Source organism: Ideonella alba, assembly GCF_018069845.1.
In the GTDB taxonomy this organism is placed as follows: Bacteria; Pseudomonadota; Gammaproteobacteria; order Burkholderiales; family Burkholderiaceae_C; genus Ideonella; species Ideonella alba.
The window spans coordinates 84,299-107,574 of record NZ_JAGQDD010000012.1; the positions used below are offsets into that span (position 1 = coordinate 84,299).

21 protein-coding genes and 1 tRNA gene are annotated in these 23,276 nt (G+C 68.8%); 13 read left to right on the forward strand and 9 right to left on the reverse strand.

What is annotated here, in order from left to right; translation table 11 throughout:
- Positions 1-96 precede the first annotated feature (96 nt).
- From KAK03_RS15815 to KAK03_RS15870, 12 genes are all read left to right on the forward strand, one after another.
- Positions 97-2,448, forward strand: a complete 2,352-nt coding sequence (locus KAK03_RS15815; protein ID WP_210855101.1) for a Tex family protein — start codon at positions 97-99, stop codon at positions 2,446-2,448.
- A 5-nt stretch (positions 2,449-2,453) separates the two neighbouring features.
- The gene (locus tag KAK03_RS15820; RefSeq protein WP_210855104.1) at positions 2,454-3,536 is read left to right on the forward strand and encodes a patatin-like phospholipase family protein; all 1,083 of its coding nucleotides are present in this window, start codon (positions 2,454-2,456) and stop codon (positions 3,534-3,536) included.
- Positions 3,537-3,626: 90 nt separating this feature from the next.
- Positions 3,627-4,085 carry a glycine zipper 2TM domain-containing protein gene (locus tag KAK03_RS15825; protein WP_210855105.1) on the forward strand — a complete coding sequence of 153 codons (459 nt, stop codon included), beginning with the start codon at positions 3,627-3,629 and terminating at the stop codon, positions 4,083-4,085.
- Positions 4,086-4,374: 289 nt separating this feature from the next.
- Positions 4,375-6,294 carry a threonine--tRNA ligase gene (gene thrS, locus KAK03_RS15830; RefSeq protein ID WP_210855107.1) on the forward strand — a complete coding sequence of 640 codons (1,920 nt, stop codon included), beginning with the start codon at positions 4,375-4,377 and terminating at the stop codon, positions 6,292-6,294.
- A gap of 82 nt (positions 6,295-6,376) precedes the next feature.
- Positions 6,377-6,928, forward strand: coding sequence for a translation initiation factor IF-3 (gene infC / locus KAK03_RS15835; RefSeq protein ID WP_210855186.1), 552 nt, complete (start codon positions 6,377-6,379; stop codon positions 6,926-6,928).
- A 113-nt stretch (positions 6,929-7,041) separates the two neighbouring features.
- On the forward strand, positions 7,042-7,245 hold the full coding sequence (gene rpmI / locus KAK03_RS15840; RefSeq protein ID WP_210802363.1) for a 50S ribosomal protein L35: 204 nt from the start codon (positions 7,042-7,044) through the stop codon (positions 7,243-7,245).
- 24 nt (positions 7,246-7,269) lie between these two features.
- Positions 7,270-7,626, forward strand: coding sequence for a 50S ribosomal protein L20 (gene rplT / locus KAK03_RS15845; RefSeq protein WP_210802364.1), 357 nt, complete (start codon positions 7,270-7,272; stop codon positions 7,624-7,626).
- 103 nt (positions 7,627-7,729) lie between these two features.
- On the forward strand, positions 7,730-8,788 hold the full coding sequence (pheS, locus tag KAK03_RS15850) for a phenylalanine--tRNA ligase subunit alpha (RefSeq protein ID WP_210855108.1): 1,059 nt from the start codon (positions 7,730-7,732) through the stop codon (positions 8,786-8,788).
- A 47-nt stretch (positions 8,789-8,835) separates the two neighbouring features.
- A complete protein-coding gene (gene pheT, locus KAK03_RS15855; RefSeq protein WP_210855110.1) occupies positions 8,836-11,256 on the forward strand; it encodes a phenylalanine--tRNA ligase subunit beta in 2,421 nt (806 codons plus the stop codon).
- 31 nt (positions 11,257-11,287) lie between these two features.
- Positions 11,288-11,674 carry an integration host factor subunit alpha gene (locus KAK03_RS15860; RefSeq protein WP_210855111.1) on the forward strand — a complete coding sequence of 129 codons (387 nt, stop codon included), beginning with the start codon at positions 11,288-11,290 and terminating at the stop codon, positions 11,672-11,674.
- Positions 11,675-11,710: 36 nt separating this feature from the next.
- Complete coding sequence (locus tag KAK03_RS15865) at positions 11,711-12,148, forward strand: MerR family transcriptional regulator (RefSeq protein WP_210855113.1); 438 nt, start codon at positions 11,711-11,713, stop codon at positions 12,146-12,148.
- Positions 12,149-12,183: 35 nt separating this feature from the next.
- Positions 12,184-12,260 (forward strand) — tRNA-Pro (locus tag KAK03_RS15870).
- A gap of 128 nt (positions 12,261-12,388) precedes the next feature.
- On the opposite strand, the gene KAK03_RS15875 is transcribed toward KAK03_RS15870, so the two are convergent.
- The 9 genes from KAK03_RS15875 to KAK03_RS15915 form a co-directional block, all read right to left on the reverse strand.
- Positions 12,389-13,852 carry a DNA recombination protein RmuC gene (locus KAK03_RS15875; protein ID WP_210855115.1) on the reverse strand — a complete coding sequence of 488 codons (1,464 nt, stop codon included), beginning with the start codon at positions 13,850-13,852 and terminating at the stop codon, positions 12,389-12,391.
- A 57-nt stretch (positions 13,853-13,909) separates the two neighbouring features.
- Positions 13,910-14,248 (reverse strand): H-NS histone family protein, encoded by a 339-nt coding sequence (locus tag KAK03_RS15880; protein WP_210855117.1) that lies wholly within the window; start codon positions 14,246-14,248, stop codon positions 13,910-13,912.
- A gap of 51 nt (positions 14,249-14,299) precedes the next feature.
- Entirely contained in the window at positions 14,300-14,539 is a 240-nt protein-coding gene (locus tag KAK03_RS15885; protein ID WP_210855188.1) for a hypothetical protein, read from the reverse strand.
- A 119-nt stretch (positions 14,540-14,658) separates the two neighbouring features.
- A complete protein-coding gene (locus tag KAK03_RS15890; protein ID WP_210855119.1) occupies positions 14,659-16,947 on the reverse strand; it encodes a PAS domain-containing sensor histidine kinase in 2,289 nt (762 codons plus the stop codon).
- 6 nt (positions 16,948-16,953) lie between these two features.
- Entirely contained in the window at positions 16,954-17,805 is an 852-nt protein-coding gene (locus KAK03_RS15895) for a phosphate/phosphite/phosphonate ABC transporter substrate-binding protein (protein ID WP_210855120.1), read from the reverse strand.
- 106 nt (positions 17,806-17,911) lie between these two features.
- Entirely contained in the window at positions 17,912-18,604 is a 693-nt protein-coding gene (locus tag KAK03_RS15900) for a head GIN domain-containing protein (RefSeq protein ID WP_210855122.1), read from the reverse strand.
- 98 nt (positions 18,605-18,702) lie between these two features.
- Positions 18,703-19,443: an arginyltransferase gene (locus tag KAK03_RS15905; RefSeq protein WP_210855124.1), complete on the reverse strand. Its 741-nt coding sequence runs from the start codon at positions 19,441-19,443 to the stop codon at positions 18,703-18,705.
- Positions 19,440-20,186, reverse strand: a complete 747-nt coding sequence (gene aat / locus KAK03_RS15910) for a leucyl/phenylalanyl-tRNA--protein transferase (RefSeq protein ID WP_210855125.1) — start codon at positions 20,184-20,186, stop codon at positions 19,440-19,442. The genes KAK03_RS15905 and aat overlap by 4 nt, the downstream gene beginning before the upstream one ends.
- Before the next feature lie 81 nt (positions 20,187-20,267).
- Entirely contained in the window at positions 20,268-22,457 is a 2,190-nt protein-coding gene (locus tag KAK03_RS15915) for a sodium-translocating pyrophosphatase (protein ID WP_210855127.1), read from the reverse strand.
- A gap of 227 nt (positions 22,458-22,684) precedes the next feature.
- Here KAK03_RS15915 and ppa point away from each other — a divergent pair, with 227 nt between their 5' ends.
- Entirely contained in the window at positions 22,685-23,230 is a 546-nt protein-coding gene (ppa, locus tag KAK03_RS15920; RefSeq protein WP_210802375.1) for an inorganic diphosphatase, read from the forward strand.
- Positions 23,231-23,276: the final 46 nt, after the last annotated feature.

Consider the following 23,276-nt stretch of genomic DNA (forward strand, 5'->3'; position numbering starts at 1 on the left):
GGATGACGGCTCGCGGGGTATCGGCCGATCCGGGCCGCTCTTGAGCCCGGCGGCATCTGGCAAACTCCCGCGCTTTCCCGACTCTGTGATCCCGTTTTGGACAAGATCCTGCTGCAGATCGCGGCCGAGCTGAAGGTTCGGCCCGCCCAGGTCAACACCGCCGTCGAACTGCTCGACGGTGGCGCCACCGTCCCGTTCATCGCCCGCTACCGCAAGGAGGCCACCGACGGCCTCGATGACATCCAGCTGCGCGAGCTGGAGTCCCGTCTGGCCTACCTGCGCGAGCTGGAGGACCGCCGCGCCGCGGTGCTCAAGAGCATCGACGAGCAGGGCAAGCTGACGCCGGAGCTGCGCGCGGCGATCGAGGCGGCGCCCACCAAGCAGGAGCTGGAAGACCTGTACCTGCCCTACAAGCCCAAGCGGCGCACCAAGGGCATGATCGCCCGCGAGGCGGGCATCGAGCCGCTGGCCGATCGACTGTTCGCTGATCCGGCCCTGGACCCGCTGACCGAGGCGCAGGCCTTTGTCGCCGCGTATGACGGCGGCGCTGCCAAGCTGGCCGAGGCCGGCTTTGCGGACGCCTTCGCGGTGCTCGACGGCGTGCGCGACCTGCTCAGCGAGCGCTGGGCCGAGGACGCTGGTCTGGTGGGCACGCTGCGCGAATGGCTGTGGGCTGAGGGCCTGTTCCAGTCGAAGCTGGCGCCGGGCAAGGACGAGAACCACCCCGACCACAGCAAGTTCCGCGACTACTTCGACTACGACGAGCCGATCCGCACCGTGCCCAGCCACCGCGCGCTGGCGGTGTTCCGTGGCCGGGCGCTGGAGATCCTGGACGCCAAGCTGGTGCTGGACGAGGAGGTCGTGCCGGGCCAGCCCACGCTGGCCGAGGGCCGGATCGCCCACCACCTGGGCTGGCGCCATGGCAAGCGCCCGGGTGATGAGCTGATCCGCAAGACCATCGCCTGGACCTGGAAGGTCAAGCTGTCGATGAGCCTGGAGCGCGACCTGTTCGCCCGCCTGCGCGAAGCGGCCGAGGCCACCGCGATCAAGGTCTTTGCCGAGAACCTGCGCGACCTGCTGCTGGCCGCCCCCGCCGGCCAGCGCGTTGTGATGGGTCTGGACCCCGGCATCCGCACCGGCGTGAAGGTGGCGGTGGTCAGCGACACCGGCAAGGTGCTGGCCACCAGCACCGTCTATCCGCACGAGCCCAAGTGCGATTGGGAGGGCAGCCTGCACACGCTGGGCCGCCTGGTGGCGGCGCATGGCGTGAACCTGATCGCCATCGGCAACGGCACCGCCAGCCGCGAGACCGACAAGCTGGCGGCCGACCTGATCAAGCGCATCGCCAGCCTGGCCCCTGACGTGAAGCTGGAAAAGGTGGTGGTCAGCGAGGCCGGCGCGTCGGTCTACTCGGCGTCCGAGTTCGCCAGCAAGGAGCTGCCGGATCTGGATGTGAGCCTGCGCGGCGCGGTGTCGATCGCGCGCCGGCTGCAGGATCCGCTGGCCGAACTGGTGAAGATCGAGCCCAAGAGCATCGGGGTCGGCCAGTACCAGCACGATGTCAACCAGAGCGAGCTGGCCAGGACGCTGGACGCCGTGGTGGAAGACTGCGTGAACAAGGTGGGCGTGGACCTGAACACCGCCTCGGCCCCGCTGCTGGCGCAGGTCTCGGGCCTGTCGAACGCCGTGGCCGGCAGCATCGTGCGCTGGCGCGAGGCCAACGGCCGATTCGCCAATCGCCAGCAGCTGCTGCAGGTGGCCGGCCTGGGCGCCAAGACCTTCGAGCAGGCGGCGGGCTTTCTGCGCATCCGCGGGGGCGACAACCCGCTGGATCTGTCGGGCGTGCACCCCGAGACCTACCCGGTGGTCGAGAAGATCATTGCCGCCGCGGGCCGGCCGATCCAGGAGCTGATCGGCAACGCCGACGTGATCCGCAAGCTGCGCCCCGAGGCCTTCGCCGACGATCGTTTCGGTGCGATCACCGTGAAGGACATCCTGGCCGAGCTGGAAAAGCCCGGCCGCGACCCGCGCCCCGACTTCAAGGTGGCCCGCTTCAACGACGGCGTCGAGGACATCAAGGACCTGAAGGAGGGCATGGTGCTGGAAGGCACGGTGTCCAACGTCGCGCAGTTCGGCGCCTTTGTCGACCTGGGCGTGCACCAGGACGGCCTGGTGCATGTGAGCCAGCTGTCGAACAAGTTCGTGAATGACGCGCGCGAGGTGGTGAAGACCGGCGACATCGTCAAGGTGCGGGTGCTGGAGGTGGACCTGCCGCGCAAGCGCATCAGCCTGACGATGAAGCTGGACGCGGCGGCGGCGCCCAAGTCACGTGGCAGCGACAACAGCTTTCGGCCGGCCGCGCGCCAGGAGCGCCACGGCGGTGGCGGCGCCCGTCAGCCCGAGGCCCAGGGCGCGATGGCCGCGGCCTTCGCCAAGCTCAAGCGCTGACCCCGATGGCCGCTCCCGCGCTGCGCGTGCTGGCCGGCCCGACGGCGCGCCGTTGGCTGCAGGAGCGCGGCTGGCGGCCGCAGGATGTGCGCGTGGTGCCGGCCGCCGCGGGTGGTCCCAAGGGCCTGGTGCTGAACCCGCTGGACCGCTTCCTGTTCGGCCACTGGCTGGCGGGCGATGGTCCGACGATTCATCTGCTGGGCGCCTCGATCGGCGCCTGGCGCATGGCGGCCGCCTGCCGCGGCGATGCCGACGCGGCGCTGGCGCGTCTGGCCGACGCCTATGTGGCGCAGGACTACCCGCACGAGCCCGGCCGCCCGCCGAGCGCGGCCACGGTCAGCGCGGTCTTCAACGACACCCTGGTGCCGCAGGTGGCAGCGGTGTCGGACGAACTGCTGTCCCATCCACGGCGCAGGCTGCATGTCTTCACCAGCCGCGGCCGCCACCTGCTCGGCCGGGAAGGGCGGCTGCGCACCCCCCTGGGCTATGGGGCCGCCTTCTTCAGCAACCTGGCCAGCCGCCGGGCGCTGGGCGGCTGGCTCGAGCGCGTGGTCTTTTCCGACCCGCGTGATCCGCTGCCGCTGCCGCTGGACGACTTTCGCACGCGCCAGGTCGCGCTGACCGCGGGCAACCTGCAACCGGCGGTGCTGGCGAGCTGCTCGATCCCGTTCTGGCTGAAGGCGGTGCACGACATCCCCGGCGCGCCGCCGGGCGCCTACTGGGACGGCGGCATCACCGACTACCACCTGCACCTGCGCTACGACCAGCTGGCGCACGATGGCCTGGTGCTCTACCCCCATTTCCAGACCAGCGTGGTGCCGGGCTGGCTGGACAAGGGCCTGCGCGGGCGCCACCGCGCCACCCGCGCGCTCGACCGTGTGGTGCTGATGGTGCCCTCAGCCGAGTGGATCGCCGGCCTGCCCGGCGGCAAGCTGCCCGACCGGGACGATTTCCGGCGCTTCGGCGACGACCTGGCGGGCCGGATGCGCTGCTGGCGCACCGCCATTGACGCCAGCCGCCGTCTGGCCGACGAGTTCGCCGAGGCGGTGAACGGCGGCCGGCCGCTGGTGATCGAGCCGCTGGTCTGAACCACCGGTTACATCCTCGGCCAACCGGACCGGGGGCTGCGGCGTTGAGAGACCATGCGCGGCCCGTCGGCCGTGACCTTGCCTCATGCCATGAACACTCGTCTGCTCCGTCTGTCCACCGTCATCGTCTGCGCCGGCCTGCTGGCCGCCTGCGCCAACCCGCGCCAGGCGCCGGTCTACGAGGAAGGCGCCACCTGGTCGGGCCAGCGCGCCGGGCTGCAGTACGGCACCATCCGCAACATCGAGGATGTCTCGCCGCGCGAGAACACCAGCGGCGCCGGGGCGCTGATCGGCGGCGTGGTGGGCGCCGTGGTCGGCCGCCAGATCGGCTCCGGCAGCGGCCGCACCGCCGGCACCATCGTCGGTGCGGTGGGCGGCGCGGTGGCCGGCAACGAGATCGAGAAGCACAACACCCAGCCGGCCGGTCGCTACCGCGTGCAGGTCGCGATCGACGGTGGCCAGGTGCGCACCTTCAACCTGGCCCAGATCGGTGACCTGCGCACCGGCGACCGCGTGGTGGTCGACGGGCAGACCGTTCGCCGCTACTGAGCGCCCACCGGGCGGCTGGCCGGCGTGCAGCCCGCTGCGCGCCCGGTGCCGGATCGTCCGGATCGGGTCGGCGTTGCCTTCGCCGGGCGCCAGGGCGGCTACAATCGGGACATCCCCACCACAAGAGCAGAGAAAGGCGACACGGGTTATGACACCGCGAACTACGACCTTCGTCACTGAGGTTTAGTCGGCCGCGGCTGGAATACACACGACCCCACGTCACCCCTGTTCCTGAAGAAAGCGCGGCTGCAGCAGCTGCGCTTTTTTCATTTCCGAAGGAGATTGCCCGATGATCACGATCACGCTGCCCGATGGCTCCCAGCGCGAGTACCCGGCCCCCTTGACGGTGGCCGACGTGGCCGCCTCGATCGGCACCGGCCTGGCCAAGGCCGCGCTGGGCGGCAAGGTCGGCCGTGGCGAGGCCGCGCGGCTGGTGGACACCAGCTTCCTGCTCGATCAGGACAGTGCGCTGGCGATCATCACCGACAAGCAGCCCGAAGGCCTGGAGCTGATCCGCCACTCCACCGCCCACCTGCTGGCCTATGCGGTCAAGGAGCTGTTCCCCGAAGCCCAGGTGACCATCGGCCCGGTCATCGAGAACGGCTTCTACTACGACTTCTCCTACAAGCGCCCGTTCACGCCCGAGGACCTGGAAGCCATCGAGAAAAAGATGGCCGAGCTGGCGAAGAAGGACGAGCCGGTGGTGCGCCGCGTGCTGCCGCGCGACGAGGCGGTGGCGTACTTCAAGGGCCTGGGCGAGCACTACAAGGCCGAGATCATCGGCAGCATCCCGGCCGACCAGGATGTCTCGCTGTACCGCGAAGGCGCCTTCGAGGACCTGTGCCGCGGCCCGCACGTGCCCAGCACCGGCAAGCTCAAGCACTTCAAGCTGATGAAGGTGGCCGGTGCCTACTGGCGCGGCGACCACCGCAACGAGATGCTGCAACGCGTCTACGGTACCGCCTGGGCCACGAAGGAAGAGCTGCAGCAGTACCTGACCATGCTGGAGGAGGCCGAGAAGCGCGACCACCGTCGCCTGGGACGCGAGCTGGACCTGTTCCACATCGACGAGCACTCGCCCGGCACGGTCTTCTGGCACCCCAAGGGCTGGGCCGTGTGGCAGGAGGTGGAGCAGTACATGCGCCGCGTCTACCGCGACAACGGCTACCAGGAGGTCAAGGGTCCGCAACTGCTGGACCAGGGCCTGTGGGAGAAGACCGGCCACTGGCAGAAGTACCGCGAGAACATGTTCACGACGGAATCGGAGAAGCGCGACTACGCGCTCAAGCCGATGAACTGCCCCGGTCACATCCTGATCTTCAAGCAGGGGATCAAGAGCTACCGCGACCTGCCGCTGCGCTTTGGCGAGTTCGGCCAGTGCCACCGCAACGAGCCCACCGGTGGCCTGCACGGCATCATGCGGGTGCGCGGCTTCACGCAGGACGACGGCCACATCTTCTGCACCGAGGACATGATCCTGCCCGAGTGCCTGGCCTACACCACGTTGCTGCAGAAGGTCTACCAGGACTTCGGCTTCACCGAGATCCTCTACAAGGTCGCCACGCGGCCCGAGCAGCGCATCGGCAGCGACGAGGCCTGGGACAAGGCCGAGCATGCGCTGATGGAAAGCCTGCGCCAGAGCGGCGTGGACTTCGTCGTCTCGCCGGGCGATGGCGCCTTCTACGGCCCGAAGATCGAATACACGCTGAAGGACGCGCTGGGCCGTCAGTGGCAGTGCGGCACCATGCAGGTGGACTTCTTCATGGCCGAGCGCCTGGGCGCCGAGTACGTGGCCGAGGACGGCAGCCGCCGCCACCCGGTGATGCTGCACCGCGCCATCGTCGGCAGCCTGGAGCGTTTCATCGGCATCCTGATCGAACAGCACGCCGGCGCGCTGCCGCTGTGGCTCTCACCGACCCAGGTGGTGGTGGCCAATATCACCGACGCCCAGGCCGATGCCGTGCAGGAAGTGGTGAAAACGCTGCAAAAACAAGGAGTTAGGGCTCAGGCGGATTTGCGCAACGAGAAAATCACGTATAAAATCCGCGAGCATTCCATGCAGAAGGTCCCGTTCATCCTGGTCATTGGTGACAAGGAGAAGGCAAGCGGGGCCGTCGCGGTGCGCGCCCGGGGCAACCAGGATCTGGGGGTGATGCCGGTCAGCGACTTCCTTGCGAAGCTCGCGTCCGACATCGCAGCCAAGGTCTGAGGACGCCTCGGCTTTTTTGCGCTCCAGAGTTTTTGTGTCGGGCTCCGTTCTTGCCTCGGGGCCTGTTGCAGGGGTTTGAACCATCGCTACCTTTCTCGACCGCCGGATTCCCAATGTCGAGCGCAAGCACCGACTGAACCGCGAGATCACCGCTTCCACCGTGCGCCTGAACGGCCCCGAGAACGAGCCGCTGGGCATCGTCAGCATCCAGGAGGCGCTGCGCTTGTCGGCCGAACACGACGTGGATCTGGTCGAGATCGCGGCCCAGGCCGATCCGCCGGTCTGCCGGCTGATGGACTACGGCAAGTTCAAGTACCAGGAGCAGAAGCGCGCCGCTGAAGCCAAGTCCAAGCAGAAGGTCATCGAGGTCAAGGAAGTCAAGTTCCGGCCCGGCACCGACGAAGGCGACTACAACATCAAGATGCGCAACCTGCGCCGCTTCATCGCCGAGGACGGCGACAAGGGCAAGGTCACGCTGCGCTTCCGGGGCCGTGAGATCACCCACCAGGACATCGGCATGCGCTTGCTGGAGCGCATCCGCGATGAACTGGCGGATGTGGCGGTGGTCGAGCACATGCCCAAGCTCGAAGGCCGCCAGATGATCATGGTGCTGGCACCGAAGAAGAAGTCTTAACCGATTCGCGCCCCGGTCTGGTCACCGGGGCGATGAAGAAAAGCCGCTGCAGGCCATCAAGTGCACCACGCCCGTGGGGCCGCCCAGCAGAGGTCATTGATAAGGAGCATCACATGCCCAAGATGAAGACCAAGAGCAGCGCCAAGAAGCGCTTCCGCGTCCGCCCGGGTGGCACCGTCAAGCGCGGCCAAGCCTTCAAGCGTCACATCCTGACCAAGAAGACCACCAAGAACAAGCGTCACCTGCGTGGTGCAGCCAACGTGCATGAGACCAACATGGGTCACATGGCGCAGATGCTGCCGTTCGCCGGTCTGTAATCACCACCAAGAAGGAGTCAACACATGCCTCGCGTCAAACGTGGTGTTACCGCCCGCGCTCGTCACAAGAAGGTTCTGGCCCTGGCCAAGGGTTTCCGCGGCCGCCGCAAGAACGTCTTCCGCATCGCCAAGCAGGCGGTGATGAAGGCGGGCCAGTACGCCTACCGTGACCGCCGCACCAAGAAGCGCGTCTTCCGCCAGCTGTGGATTGCCCGTATCAACGCCGCCACGCGTGGTCTGGGCCTGACCTACAGCAAGTTCATCGCCGGCCTGAAGAAGGCCCAGATCGACCTGGACCGCAAGGTTCTGTCGGACATGGCGATCCACGATCCGGCCGCTTTTGCTGCCATCGTCGACAAGGTGAAGGCCCAGCTCGCTTGATCCTCTGGAGGCTGCCGCCGGTGCCACTGCGCCGGCAGCGCCCTCAGGACCTCGAAGGCCTCACCTGCCGGTGCGGCCTTTTTTCATTTTTTCCCTGCTTGCAATGAACGATCTCGAACAACTGGTGCAGGCCGCGCGCGACGACTTCGCCGCCGCCGTGACACCGGCCGAGCTGGAGAACGCCAAGGCCCGCTTCCTGGGCAAGGCCGGTCGCGTCACCGACCTGCTCAAGGGCATGGCCGCGCTCAGCCACGAGGAGAAGAAGACCCGTGGCGCCGAGATCAACCAGACCAAGCAGGCGATCGAGTCGCTGCTGACCGAGCGCCGCGCCGCGCTGGCCGACGCCGAGCTGCAGGCGCAGCTGCGCGCCGAGGCGCTGGACGTCACCCTGCCGGGACGCCAGCCGCGCGGTCTGGGTGGGCTGCACCCGGTCTCGCGCAGCATGGAGCGGGTCGAGGCCATCTTCGGCTCAATGGGCTTTGATGTGGCCGACGGCCCCGAGATCGAGGAAGACTGGTTCAACTTCACCGCCCTGAACACGCCGGCCGACCACCCGGCGCGGTCGATGCATGACACCTTCTACGTCGACACCGTGGCGCCGGATGGCTCGGGCCACCTGCTGCGCACCCACACCAGCCCGATGCAGGTGCGTTATGCGGTGCAGCACGTGAAGAAGCACGCCGCCGCGCTGGCCGCGGGCCGCGGCATGCCCGAGATCCGCGTCATCGCCCCCGGCCGCACCTACCGCGTCGACAGCGACGCCACCCACTCGCCCATGTTCCACCAGTGCGAAGGCCTGTGGATCGGCGAGAACGTGTCCTTCAAGGACCTGAAGGTGGTGTTCGCCGATTTCTTCCGCACCTTCTTCGAGACCGACGACCTGCAGATCCGTTTCCGGCCGTCGTTCTTCCCGTTCACCGAGCCCTCGGCCGAGGTGGACATCGCCTTCGCCTCCGGCCCGCTCAAGGGCCGCTGGCTGGAGGTGGCCGGCTCCGGCCAGGTGCACCCGAACGTGGTGCGCAACTTCGGCCTCGACCCCGAGCGCTACATCGGTTTCGCCTTCGGCATGGGCTTTGACCGCCTGACGATGCTGCGCTACGGCGTCAACGACCTGCGCCTGTTCTTCGACGGCGACCTGCGCTTCCTGGCGCAGTTCCAGTGATGCCGCGCCGCACCCGCCGTTCCAAGAACATCCATCGGATCTGACCCATGCAATTCCCCGAGTCCTGGTTGCGCGAGTTCTGCAACCCCGCCATCACCACCGCCGAGCTGGCTGACCTGCTGACCATGGCGGGTCTGGAGGTCGAAGAGATGCGCCCGGTGGCGCCGGCCTTCTCGAAGATCGTCGTGGCCGAGATCGTCGAGGCCGAGCAGCACCCCAACGCCGACCGCCTGCGGGTGTGCCGTGTCGATGCCGGCCCGCACAGCAAGGACGGCCCGCTGCAGATCGTCTGCGGCGCGCCCAACGCGCGCGCCGGCATCCGCGTGCCGCTGGCCCTGGTGGGCGCCGAGCTGCCGCCGGCGGAAGACGGCGGTGCGCCCTTCGCGATCAAGGTGGGCAAGCTGCGCGGCGTCGAGAGCTTCGGCATGCTGTGCTCGGCGCGCGAGCTCAAGCTCAGCGAAGACCACGGCGGCCTGCTGGAGCTGCCCGCCGACGCCCCGCTGGGCCAGGACATCCGCCAGTTCCTGAACCTCGACGACACGCTGTTCACCCTCAAGCTCACACCCAACCTGGCGCACTGCCTGAGCGTCTACGGCATCGCCCGCGAGGTGAGCGCGCTGACCGGCGCGCCGCTTGTCACGCCCGCCATCGCCCCGGTGGCGCCGGCGATCGACGCCACGCTGGCGGTGGAGGTGCAGGCCAGCGACCTGTGCGGGCGATTCAGCGGCCGCATCGTGCGTGGCGTCAACCCGAAGGCGGCCACGCCGGCCTGGATGGTCGAGCGGCTGGCACGCTGCGGCCAGCGCTCGGTCAGCCCCCTGGTGGACATCTCGAACTACGTGATGTTCGAGTACGGCCGCCCCTCGCACATCTTCGATCTGGACAAGATCCACGGCGGCCTGCAGGTGCGCTGGGCACGCGCGGGCGAATCGCTCAAGCTGCTCAACGGCAACACGGTCGAGCTGGACGGGCAGGTCGGCATCATTGCCGACGACCAGGCCGTGGAGTCGCTGGCCGGCATCATGGGTGGCGACGCCACCGCGGTGTCCGATGACACCGCCAACATCTACATCGAGGCCGCGTTCTGGTGGCCCGCTGCCGTGGCCGGCCGCTCGCGCCGCTACAACTTCGCCACCGACGCCGGACACCGCTTCGAGCGCGGCGTCGACCCGCAGGGCACGGTCGAGCACATCGAGCGCATCACCGCGCTGGTGCAGCAGATCTGCGGCGGTCAGGCCGGTCCGGTGACCGATGTGCAGCCGGCGATGCCGCAGCGCGCACCCGTGCGCCTGCGCGTGGCGCGCGCCGCCAAGGTGATCGGCATGCCGGTCACCCAGGCCCAGTGCGCCAGCGTGCTGCAGCGCCTGGGCCTGCCGTTCACCGAGGCCGATGGCGAGCTCACCGTGACGCCGCCCAGCTGGCGCTTCGACCTGACGATCGAGGAAGACCTGATCGAGGAGGTGGCGCGCGTGCTGGGCTACCAGCAACTGCCCGACACGCCGCCGCAGGCCCCGGTGACGGCCCGCGTGCGCGTCGAGGCCCGTCGCGGCGCCCACGCGGTGCGCCATGCGCTGGCGGCGCTCGATTACCAGGAGACGATCAATTTCAGCTTCGTCGAAGCGCGCTGGGAGCACGAGCTGGCCGGCAACCCCCACCCGATCCAGGTGCTCAACCCGATCGCCGCGCCGCTGGCCGTGATGCGCTCAAGCCTGCTGGGCAGCCTGGTGGGCGTGCTGAAGTACAACCTGGCACGCAAGGCGCCGCGCGTGCGGGTCTTCGAGCTGGGCCGGGTGTTCCGCCGTGACGCCTCGGTGGCCTCCACCGATACCAGCGTGGCAGGGGTGTCGCAGCCGATGCGCGTGGCGGGCCTGGCTTGGGGGCCGGCCGCCGCACTGCAATGGGGCCAAGCCGAGCGCAGCGTCGACTTCTTCGACCTCAAGGCCGACGTCGAGCGCCTGCTGGCGCCGCGCACCGCCGAGTTCGTGGCGGCTGAGCACCCGGCGATGCACCCGGGGCGTTGCGCCGCGGTGCAACTGGATGGGGTGACCATCGGCCACCTGGGCGAGTTGCATCCGAAATGGCGCCAGGCCTATGAGCTGCCGTCGGCACCGCTGATGTTCGAGCTGGACCTGGCGGCCGTACAGCAGCGGCCGGTGCCGCAGGCGCAGGCGGTGCCGCGCCAGCAGTCGGCGCTGCGCGATCTGGCGCTGGTGGTGTCCGACCAGGTGGCGCATGACGCGCTGGTCGCCACGCTGGCCGACGATCCGCTGGTGCGCCAGGTCACGCTGTTCGACATCTACCGGCCCAAGGTGCCCAGCGCCGACATCGCCGCCGGTGAGCGCAGCCTGGCCCTGCGGCTGGAGTTGCTGGACGACGAGGCCACGCTGACCGACGAGCGCATCGAGGCCGCGATGGCGGCCGCGGTGGCCCGCGCCCAGACGGCTTTTGGCGCCCGCCTGCGTGGCTGAGAACTTGCCAGACTTCGGTGCGAGACACACCATGAACACAGAACAGTCGATCGACGACACGCCCGCCGCCGGTGCCTCACCGCTGGTCATCCTGCCCAGCCTGGAGACGCCCACGCTGACCAAGGCCGAGCTCAGCGAACTGCTGTTCGAGCGCCTGGGCCTGAACAAGCGTGAGTCGAAGGACATGGTCGAGGCCTTCTTCGAGATCGTCAACGCCGCGCTGGTGTCGGGTGAGGATGTGAAGCTCTCGGGCTTCGGCAACTTCACGATCCGGCGCAAGGCGCCGCGGCCCGGCCGCAATCCCCGCACCGGCGAGGCCATCCCGATTGCTGCACGCAATGTGGTCACATTCCACGCCAGCCAGAAGTTGAAGGCGCTGGTCCAGGGCGACGTGTCCCCGGACGAAGACTTCGAGTAAAGTCTGAGGTCCTCTGGGCCAGGGCCTTGATTTGTCATGGAAGAGCGGGACCAACGCCTGCCGGATATTCCGGCGAAGCGCTACTTCACCATCGGTGAGGTCAGCGAGCTCTGTGGCGTCAAACCCTATGTGCTGCGCTACTGGGAGCAGGAGTTCACGCAGCTCAAGCCGGTCAAGCGGCGCGGCAACCGCCGCTACTACCAGCACCACGAGGTGCTGCTGATCCGCCGCATCCGCGACCTGCTGTACGACCAGGGCTTCACCATCAGTGGGGCCCGCAACCGGCTCAGCGACGCCGCCGCGATGGCCTCTGGCAGCGGTGCGGCCGAGCTGACCGCGCAGGAGCCCGAGGTGAGCGACGGCAGCGCTGGCGTCGAGGTCATCGAGCTGAGCCTGGATGATCTGCCGGTGCACCTGAGCACCCGCCATGTCCGCCAGGAGCTTCTGGCGATTCGCGATCTGCTCGATGTCTGAAAGTGCCTGATTTCAGGCTATACTGCGAGCTTCGTCGGGGTGTAGCGCAGCCTGGTAGCGCACTTGCATGGGGTGCAAGGGGTCGCGAGTTCGAATCCCGCCACCCCGACCATTGAAAACGGCAACGGCCCGGTACCGCAAGGTACCGGGCCTTTTGCTTTTCAAGGGTCCTTGCTGGGCCAGGCGATGGCCGGGCCCGTGCCACTGCGCGGCCCACAGGGCAGGGCGACGGTGCCGCGCTCAGGTGGCAGCGGGCGGCTCGGCGTCCTGGGCCAGCTGCAGCAGGCCCTCGGGCAGTTGCTTGGTGGGCTTCACGCCCAGCTCGCGCAGCATCTCGGCCTGGCGGATCACATTGCCGCGGCCGGCATGCAGCTTGGCCTGCGCGCCATCGAAGGCGTCGCGCGTCTGTTTCAGCCGCTCGCCCACCTTCTCCAGGTCGGCGACGAAGCCGCAGAGCTTGTCGTAGAGCTCGGCGCCGCGGCGGGCAATCTCCTGCGCATTGCGGTTCTGCGCTTCCTGGCGCCACAGGTGGGCCACGGTGCGCACGACGAACAGCAGCGTTGAGGGACTGACCAGCAACACATTGCGCTGCCAGGCGTCCATGAACAGCTCGCCGTCGCTGGTCACCGCCAGCATGAAGGCGGGCTCCACCGGCACGAAGGCGAGCACGAAGTCCAGCGACTGCAGGCCGTAGAGCTGCTGGTAGCCCTTTTCGGACAGGTCGCGGATGTGCTTGCGCACCGATTCGAGGTGCAGGCGCAGCGCGGCCGCGCGCGCATCGTCGTCGGCCGCATTGACGAAGCGCTCGTAGGCCAGCAGCGAGACCTTGGCGTCGACCACCAGGCTGCGCCCTTCGGGCAGCTCGATCACCACGTCGGGCTGGGCCCGGCTGCCGTCCTCGCGGGTCTGGCTGTCCTGCACCCGGTACTCGTGGCCCTTGCGCAGGCCGGAGGCCTCCAGCACGCGCTCGAGCACCAGCTCGCCCCAGTTGCCCTGGGTCTTGGCCTGGCCCTTGAGGGCCCGCGTCAGGTCCTTGGCGTCCTGGCTCAGAGCCTGGTTCAGGGCCGCCAGCTGGCGCACCTGCTCGGCCAGCGCGCTGCGGTCCTTGCCTTCCTGGACATAGACCTCCTCGACCTTGCCCTTGAACTCGCCCAGCTGCTGTCGCAGCGGGTCCAGCAGCTGCGACAGGCTGGCCTGGTTCTGTTCGGCAAAGCGGCGCGACTTGTCCTCGAGGATCTCGTTGGCCAGGGCCTTGAACTGAAGCGACAGCGCTTCGCGTGCATCCTGCAGTTCCTTCAGTCGCAGCTCGGCGTTGCGGCGCTCGCTGTCCAGACGCGCCCGGGTGTCGGCCAGTTCGGCCTGGGTGCTGGCCTGGGCCTCGCTCAGCGCGGTGATGCGGCTCTGGGTCTGGCCCAGTGCGGCCTGTGCCGTGGCCAGTTGCTCGCCCAGTGATTCGGCACGCTCCTGCCAGCGGGCAAGCTGGTTGCTGCCCTCATCGAGCTCCCGGCGCCAGGTCTCGGCCTGGGCGCGCAAGGCCTCATGCTGGCTGCGTTCCAGCGCCAGGGATTGGCCCAGCCCGGCCACACGCTCCTGCAGGGCGGCGCTGTCGGCGCGCGCGCGGGCGGTGGCCATCCACCACCCCAGCAGGGCACCAAGGAGCAAGGCTGCGAGGGCCAAGGCCAGCAGCAGGGGATCGAGGGACATCGGGTGGCGTGGTGGATCGGTTCGGCCACCGACTATAGCCAGCCCGGCGGGCGGCGCTCAGGGCGCCGGTTCAGCGGGTGGCGGACGCAGTTCGTCGACGCGGTAGCCCTCTTGCAGCAGCGCCTTGCGCAGCCAGTCGGGGTGGGCGCCCTGGCCGTCCCAGGTGTCGCCGCTCACGGGGTGGCGGTACTTGATGACTGCCGGCTGCGCAGGTGCCGGTGGCGCTGCGGGCAGCGCGGCCTCGTCGGCGAGGTCATCGGTGGTGATGCCCCAGTACTCCATCAGGGCCTCGATGCGGGCGATGACGGCGGCGCGTTCACGCCGGGACAGCGGGGCCGGCTCGGGAGGCGCGAAGAGCGCCTCGGCGGTGTCGGGCAGGCGGTCGGGGTCGGACATCGTGGAAAGGAACGGGGCCCGGCACCTGGCGGTGGCGGGCCCCGTGGGCCATCAGGCCTTCTTGTTCAGGAGCTCTTCGAGCTCCTTGCAGGACGGTGCACACACCGCCTGTGCCTTGCCCAGCAGCTTGCGGGTCTTCAGCTGCGCCCGGGGGCGATGCTTGCCGCACAGAAAACAGGACATCGTGGCGGCGCCGAAGGCGCCGGTCGCCGAGAACGGCGACCCAGCCACTTTGGAACGGTAACGCAGACCACCGGCATCGATGGCCGTCTTGGGATCGTCCTTGGCCAGAATGACCTCCTTGATTTCGAGTCTTCGACTACCAGCGCCGCGACGCACCCTCAGGATCCTGCGCGCACGCCAGTCAACTTCCCATTATCCCACGAAGAGGCTCGAAAGACCCGAGGGTCTCAGTCGCTGACGCTGGGGTTTGCCCGAGTTGGTGCCAGGGGCAGCCACAGCGTCACCGCGGTGCCGACGCCGGCCGTGCTCTCGACGCTGAGCCCGCCACCCTGCAGGGTCATGATCTCCTCGACGATGCTCATGCCCAGACCGGTGCCCGGCACATTGCCCGAGGCATCGGCGCGGTAGAAGCGCTCGGTCACGCGGGCCAGCTGTTCAGGCGTCATGCCGATGCCCTCGTCGCTGATGCGCAGCCCGACGGCGCCCGGCTTGTCCGGGGGCGGCTCAACCAGGGTCATCGTGACCTCGCCCTGGCTGGAGTACTTGTAGGCATTGCTGGTGACGTTGCCGATCGCCTGGCGCAGCTTGAGACGGTCGGCGCTGACCAGCGCGCTGCGCCTCTCGGGCAGCGCCAGGCGGATCGGCGCACGGCCTTCCGGGGCGATCCAGTCGCTGGCCACTTCCCGCGCCAGGGCCGCCAGGTCCAGCAGTTCGTAGCTGAAGTCCTTGCCTTGCCGCGCCTCGATGCGCGCCAGGTCCAGGAGCTCATTGAGGATGGCGATCATCAGCTGGGTCTGGCGCCGGACCGTCTCCAGCACGTCGCGTCGACGCTCGGGGCCCAGCTCGCGCATCAGCATCAGCTCGACGAAGCCGTGGATGCTGGTCATGGGTGTGCGCAGCTCGTGGGCGGCGGTGGACAGGAACTCGCTCTTCAGCCGATCCACCTCGGTCTGATGCGTGACATCGCGCACATGCAGCACCTGGCTGACGGCGCCGCCGCCGCCGGCATGCAGGCCCAGTTCCAGCGCACGCCGCTGGGGCCGCGCCAGCTCCAGCACCACGCGCACCGGGGCGCCATCGTCGCGGTTGTGGCGCAGCCGGGTGGCGTCTGGCGGGGGCGCATCGGCCGCGGCGTGGCGATGCAGCAGGGCGAACAGGCCCGTGTCATCCAGCCCCAGCAGCGTCGACTCCTGCAGGCCGGTCAGGGCCTGGAAGGCCGGGCTGACCAGGCTGATCCTGCCATCGCGGTCGAAGGACACGAAGCCGTCGGGGCTGAGGGTGAAGATGGCGTCGAGCTGGTCGCCGCGTGCCTGCAGCTGCGCCACCAGCGCAGCAATCAGGCGCGTGACCGCCTGCAGCGTGCCGTCGCTGCCGGTGGGGTCCAGATCGGGGCTGCGGTCGTGCAGCAGGCCCTCCAGCACGCCACGCAGCGACACCAGCGCCGCCTCGCGGCTGGCGACCTCGGCCCGCAGTTGCTGGTCCAGTGCGTGCTGTTCGCTGATGTCCCGGCAGGCCAGCACATAGCCCGCCACCTGCCCACCGGTGTCGCCGCCGTGGACCACAGTGAGGGTGGTGTCGAGCACACGCCGGTGATCGCCGTGCCCAAGTTGGCAGAGCCGGTGCTCCCAGGGGCGACTGTCCAGCGGGCCTGGAAAGATGTCGGGCAGCGCCAGATGGGCGGGCTCGCCCAGCAGCGTGCGGCCATCGGCGGCCAGCATGGCCTTGGCCGCCGGATTGGCCACGATGATGCGCCCGCCGCGGTCCAGGGTGAGCACGCCATCGCCGATCGCCCCCAGCGTCACCGCCGCCTGCTCACGTTGCGCCTGCAGGCTGGCAGCGGCCTGGTTGAGGACCTCGAAGGTCTGGCGAAACTCGATTGGCGCGTCGGCCGACAGCCCTGGTTGGCTGGCCGCCGTGCCGGCCTGGAGCTCGGCCTGCAGGTGGCGGATGCGGTCGAGGTTGCCCAGCCAGTTGGTCAGCGGCCAGCGGATCAGCAGCAGGCCGAAGACCAGGCCTGCCAGGGCCAGCCACAGCGCCATGCGGGTCTGCTGCCAGAGGCTGCCGGCGACACGGTCCGGCGCGATCTGCAGGCGCAGCACGCCGTAGTCGCGGCCACCCACCGAGATCGGCAGGTTGGAGTCGTAGAGCCGATCGGCAAACAAGCTGGCCAGCCACCGCGGTGGGTCCACGTCCAGCGGCGTGTCATAGCTGGCGCTGACCTGGGCGCCGCTGACGTCGATGAACTGGGCGGCGCCGATGTCCGAGTTGCGCAGCGAGCGCTCCAGCGTATGCTTGATCGTGTCGTAGTCGCCAATCACCGCGGCGTCGGCCACGGCTGGCGCGATGACGGTGGCCAGCGTGGCCACCTGGTCCTCGGTCCGCTCAAGCTGGGTGGTGAACTGGAAGCGGTAGAACAGCAGCAGTCCGCCGGCCACGAATCCCACCAGGGCCAGCGTGTACAGCCCGAAGACCCGGCCGACCAGTGACCGGGGAAGCAGCAGTCGCAGCAGCGCCACGGACGCTCAGTGCAGTGACGCGGGCGCCGTCTGGTAGAAACGGCGGTAGGGCGCGTACTCGCTGCCGTCGGAGGCCACGAAGTAGGCCTCGGCGGTCAGGCCCACCTGTTCCGAGGCCTTGAGCAGGAGGTCTCTGCCCACCGGATCCTTGTGCATGTTGATGAAGGCACTGGCCACGGCCTGGGCGTCGCGCTCGGGGACCTTGGATGACACCATCAGCGCCAGGTCATGCAGCGGCTCGGTGCCCCAGAGCACGCGGTACTTCTTGCCCTCACGGCGGGCATAGCCCTCGGCGAGTTGCGAGTTGACGCCGGCGGCAGCGGCCTTGCCGGAAAAGAGCTGCACCAGGGCGCCGTCGGTGTTGCCGCCGAAGACCACCTTGACGTCGATCTTCTTCGACAGCATGTGGGCGTACGGAAACTTGTAGGACACCGTGGCCTCCGGGCCGGGGAACACCACTTCCTTGCCCTGCAACTGCGCCAGGCTGGTGATCGGCGAGTCATCCGGCACGATCACCACGCCTTGCACCGGTGGCGTCTGCCGGCGACCGAAGACGCGCCAGCCGAGTTTCTCGCGTTCGGGACTGAACAGGTGGTTGGTGAAGACAAACTCGACCTCCTGCGCCAGCACATAGGCCGTGGTGTCGGCAGAGGTGCGGCCGATCTTCAGGTTCAGGCGCACACCGCTCTTCTCGCTGACGTACGAGATGATCGGGTTCCAGTACGAGGCGGTCAGGTTGATGCCGTACTGGTTGACCGGCGAGAACCGATAGCCCGGGCTGTCCGCCTGGGCGATGGCGCTGGCGCCAAGGCAGGTCACGAGTGCGGCGCGCAGCAGTCGAATCAGGGCTTTGGGCATGGCAGCGGCTGGAATGGACGTGGGAACCCCGCCCGGACGCGGGCAGGTCGACGCCACTGTATCGGCCGCAGGGGGCGCCACTTGAGAGGCGCCCCGGGAAGGGCCCTCAGTCCGCGGGCCGGATCGATCCGCTGCCACTGCTGGCGCGCTGCACCTGTGGGGGCCGACCCAGGTAGCGGATATCACCCGAACCCGCGACGCTGGCATCCAGGCGTTCGCTGGCGCGCACACTGGCGTCGCCGCTGCCAGCCACGCTGATCCGGACCTGTCGGCAGTCCAGATCGCCTGCCGAGATGTCGCCACTGCCGGCCACCGCCATGGCGGCCGTGGTGCATCGACCGCTGAGTCGCACATCGCCGGAGCCCGACAGCCGGACCTCCAGCGACTCCACCTGCAGCTCGCGGCCGTCCACATCGCCCGAGCCGGCCACGCGCACCGTCAGGGCCGGCAGCTTGAAGGACTGCAGAGCCAGGTTGCCGCTGCCCAGCAGCTCGACCATGTCGATCGCCGGCACCTGCACCCGCACCTGGGGCGTGCCCTGCATCCAGCCGATGCGCTCGGCGGGTCGCACGACCAGCGTATCCCCCTCCACCTGGGTCAGCACCTTGGCCAGGAGCTTGGCGTCGCCTCGCACCAGGGCCTGGACGGCCGTTCCGGGCGAGACCTGCACGTCGAAGGAGCCCTCCACCCGGATCCGGTGGAAGCTGCCCAGCGGACGCTGCTGTTCGGCAGTGTCGGCCTGGGCCAGCCCGCACAGGGCAAGGGCGGTGGCGGCGAGGGCAAGGCGGGTGGGCTTCATCGATGGCTCCTGGGGCAAGACGAGTGGTCTCAGCCTAGGGGGCCGCAGGCCGGGTGACCAGCCTCATGCGACGAAGTGCAGCCAGCGCCGATCGACCGTCAGCTGTCGACGTCGACCCAGCGCTGATCGACCAGGCGCTGGTGCGGGCGGAACTGCGCCTTGTAGGCCATCTTCGGGCTGTCGGTGATCCAGTAGCCCAGGTACAGGTAGGGCAGTTGCATCTGCCGGGCCTGCTCAATTTGCCACAGCACGCCATAGGTGCCGTAGCTGGCCCGCACGTCGGGGTCGTAGAAGGTGTAGACCGCGGACAGGCCGTCACTGAGGATGTCGACGATCGACACCATGCGCAGGACGCCCGGACCGCCGCCCTCCACCGGTTCGCGGAACTCCACCAGGCGCGAATTGACACGGCTTTGCAGGAGGAACTGCGTGTACTGGTCGACGCTGTCATGGTCCATGCCGCCACCGGCGTGGCGGCCCGCCTGGTAGCGCAGGTACAGCGCATAGTGCTCCTGGGCGAAGCCCAGACGCATCACCCGGGCGCGCAGGTGGCCGTGGCTCTTCCAGCAGCGGCGCTGGCTGCGGTTGGGGGCGAAGCGCTCGACCGGCAGCCGCATCGGCTCGCAGGCGCGACAGCCGTCGCACAGCGGCCGGTAGGTGAACAGGCCGCTGCGGCGGAATCCGCAGGCGACCAGCGCCGAATAGGTCTCGGCGTGGATCAGGTGGCCGGGGGTGGCCACCTGCGAGCGGGCCTGCCGGTGGGGCAGGTAGCTGCAGGGATACGGAGCGGTTGCGTAGAACTGCAACGACGCAAACGGGGCTTCCTTGGGGTGCGTCACATCGGCTCGGACAAGGGCAGCAGGTGGTTCCAGTGGCGCCGATCATAGGTCCAGGCGGGCGGCGCGGCATCGACCCGGTCGGCCAGCAGGGCTTCGAAGCGGCTGCGGCCGATCGGCCGCGCGCCCAGGCTGGCCAGGTGCGCGGTCTCCTGCTGGCAGTCGATCCAGTCGAGGCCGTGGCCGCGGCACCAGGCGACCAGCGCGCACAGCGCGAGTTTCGAGGCATCGGTGCGGTGCGCGAACATCGACTCGCCGAACACCATGCGGCCGACCAGGTTCAGGTACAGGCCGCCCACCAGCCGCCCGTCGACCCAGGTTTCGACGCTGTGCGTCACACCGGCGCGGTGCAGTTCGATGTAGGCCGCCACCATCGACGGCACGATCCAGGTGCCGCGCTGGCCATGCCGCGGCGTGGTGGCGCAGGCACTGATGACGGCGCGCACGTCGTGGTCGAAGCGGATCTCGCAGGCCGGATCGGCCAGGAAGCGCTGCAGGCTGCGGCGCAGCGAGCGCGACAGCTTGAACTCGGCCACCGGCAGCACCATGCGCGGGTCGGGCGACCACCACAACACCGGTTGGCCGGGGCCAAACCAGGGGAAGATGCCGCGCCGGTAGGCCTCGACCAGCCGGGGCACCGACAGGCTGCCGCCGGCCGCCAGCAGTCCGGGTGCGTCGGTGCGATCGTCCAGCGCCAGCGCGGTGGGCGGGAACGGGGTGTCGTCTTGGAGCCAGGGCAGGGCCATGGTGCGAGCATAGCCACAAGCAGCGCCGGGTCCATGAAAAAGGCCGCCCGAAGGCGGCCAGGGTGCACGGCTTGCGCCGGTTCAGTTGGAGGCGGCGCTGGCCACCACGGCCGGCGCCGGGGCCGCCGGCTCGGCCGTGGCCGGGGCGGTGACCGCCGGCGGCGAGGCGTGGGTGGCGGCCGCGCCGTGGCTGGCGGTACCCGCGCCAGGCAGCAGCGGCACGATCAGCAGCGCCACGATGTTGATGATCTTGATCAACGGGTTGACGGCCGGGCCGGCGGTGTCCTTGTAGGGGTCGCCCACGGTGTCACCGGTGACCGCCGCCTTGTGCGCTTCGGAGCCCTTCTTGTGGACGACACCGTTGCTGTCGGTGAAGCCTTCCTCGATCAGCTTCTTGGCGTTGTCCCAGGCGCCGCCGCCGGTGCACATGCTGATGCCGACGAACAGGCCGGTGACGATGGTGCCCATCAGCAGGCCGCCCAGTGCGGCCGGGCCCAGCAGCTTGCCGACGATGATCGGCACCACCACCGGCAGCAGCGACGGGACGATCATTTCCTTGATCGCCGCCGTGGTCAGCATGTCGACCGCGGCGCTGTAGTCGGGCTTCTTCTTGCCGGCCATGATCTCGCCGCCCTGGAACTGGCGGCGCACTTCCACCACCACCGAGCCGGCGGCGCGGCCGACGGCCTCCATCGCCATGGCGCCGAACAGGTAGGGGATCAGGCCGCCGATGAACAGGCCGACGATCACCATGTGGTTCGACAGGTCGAAGGTGACGTTCAGGCCATGCGCCTCCAGCGCGTGGGTGTAGTCGGCGAACAGCACCAGCGCGGCCAGACCGGCCGAGCCGATGGCGTAGCCCTTGGTCACCGCCTTGGTGGTGTTGCCCACCGCGTCCAGCGGGTCGGTCACATCACGCACGCTGTCGGGCAGTTCGGCCATCTCGGCGATGCCGCCACCGTTGTCGGTGATCGGGCCGTAGGCGTCCAGCGCGACGATGATGCCGGCCATGCTGAGCATGGCGGTGGCACCGACGGCAATGCCGTACAGGCCGGCCAGCGAGTGGGCGGCGATGATGGCCAGGCAGACCATGATCACCGGCCACGCGGTGGACTTCATGCTGACGCCCAGACCGGCGATCACGTTGGTGCCGTGGCCGGTGGTGGAGGCCTGCGCCACGTGCTGCACCGGTGCGTACTGGGTACCGGTGTAGTACTCGGTGATCCAGACCATGCCGGCGGTCAGCAGCAGGCCCACGGCACAGCTGCCGAAGAGTGCCATGGCCGACACCGTGCCGCCCGCGGCCAGCGCCAGACCGTTGGGGAACATCTGCGCCGTGACGAAGTAGAAAGCCACCAGCGAGATGACGCCCGCGATGATCAGGCCCTTGTACAGCGCCGGCATCACGTTCTTCATGCCGGGGCTGGCCTTGACGAAGCTGCAGCCGATGATCGAGGCGATGATCGACACGCCGCCCAGCATCAGCGGATAGACCGCCGCGGCCATGCTGGCCGAACTGGCCACCAGCAGGGCGCCCAGCGCCATCGTCGCGATCAGCGTGACGGCGTAGGTCTCGAACAGGTCAGCGGCCATGCCGGCGCAGTCGCCCACGTTGTCGCCCACGTTGTCGGCGATCACCGCGGGGTTGCGGGGGTCGTCTTCAGGGATGCCGGCTTCAACCTTGCCCACCAGGTCGGCGCCCACGTCGGCGCCCTTGGTGAAGATGCCGCCGCCCAGGCGGGCGAAGATGGAAATCAGGCTGGAGCCGAAGGCCAGACCCAGCAGCGGCTTCAACGTGGCCGAATCAGCCTGCGTGCCGCCACTGAGGTACCAGAAGAAGGCGCCCACGCCCAGCAGGCCCAGACCCACCACCAGCATGCCGGTGATGGCGCCGCCCTTGAAGGCCACGTCCAGCGCCGGGCCGATGCCCTTGGTGGCGGCCTGCGTGGTGCGCACGTTGGCGCGCACCGACACGTTCATGCCGATGAAGCCGCAGGCGCCCGAGAGCACCGCCCCCAGCACGAAGCCCACCGCGGTGGTGCTGCCCAGTTGCCAGAAGATCAGCACCGCCAGCACCACGCCGACGATGCTGATGGTCTTGTACTGGCGCGCCAGGTAGGCGGCGGCACCCTGCTGGATCGCCCCGGCGATCTCCTGCATGCGGGCGTTGCCCGCATCCTGGCTCAGGATCCAGCCTCGTTGAACGAAGCCATAGACGACGGCCAGCAGGCCGCACGCGAGCGCGACATAGAGCGCCACGGTGGTGGACATCAAATGTTCTCCTTCCTCTCACAGACCCATCGAATGATCTGATCCCGGCGGCTTGGGCGCACTCATCGCCTCTCCCCCGGGGTCGGCGCCGGCCATGCTAGTGGAGGAAGCCCAGGCTCAGCATGGTGTTTTCCTGCGGTGCGTCAAGGACAGTCGCATGTCAGGGCGCGGCAAGGGCGGCCCGTAGAATCCGGGTTTTCCCCTCCAATCGCACCGAGAGAACCACCATGAGCCTGCACAACGTGACGCCCGGGGACAAGGCGCCCGAAGAGTTCAACGTGATCATCGAGATCCCGATGAACGGCGACCCGATCAAGTACGAGGTCGACCATGAATCGGGCGCGCTGTTCGTCGACCGCTTCATGTCGACGGCCATGCACTACCCGACCAACTACGGCTACGTGCCCAACACCCTGGCCGCCGACGGCGACCCGGTCGATGTGCTGGTGATCACCCCCGTGCCGCTGATCCCCGGCGTGGTGGTGACCTGCCGCGCGATCGGCATGCTGAAGATGGACGACGAGGCTGGCGGCGACAACAAGCTGATCGCGGTGCCCATCCAGAAGATCCTGCCGCTGTACAGCGGCTGGAACAAGCCGGAGGACCTGAACCCGATGCGCCTGAAGAGCATCCAGCACTTCTTCGAGCACTACAAGGACCTGGAGCCCGGCAAGTGGGTCAAGGTGACCGGCTGGGAAGGCCCCGAGGCGGCGAAGAAGGAAATCGTCGACGGCATGGCCGCCTACGACGCCGAGAAGGCCAAGAAGGCCTGATCAGCCCCTTCAGCGCCCTTGAACGGGCGCGGCCTTGCTGAGCGCC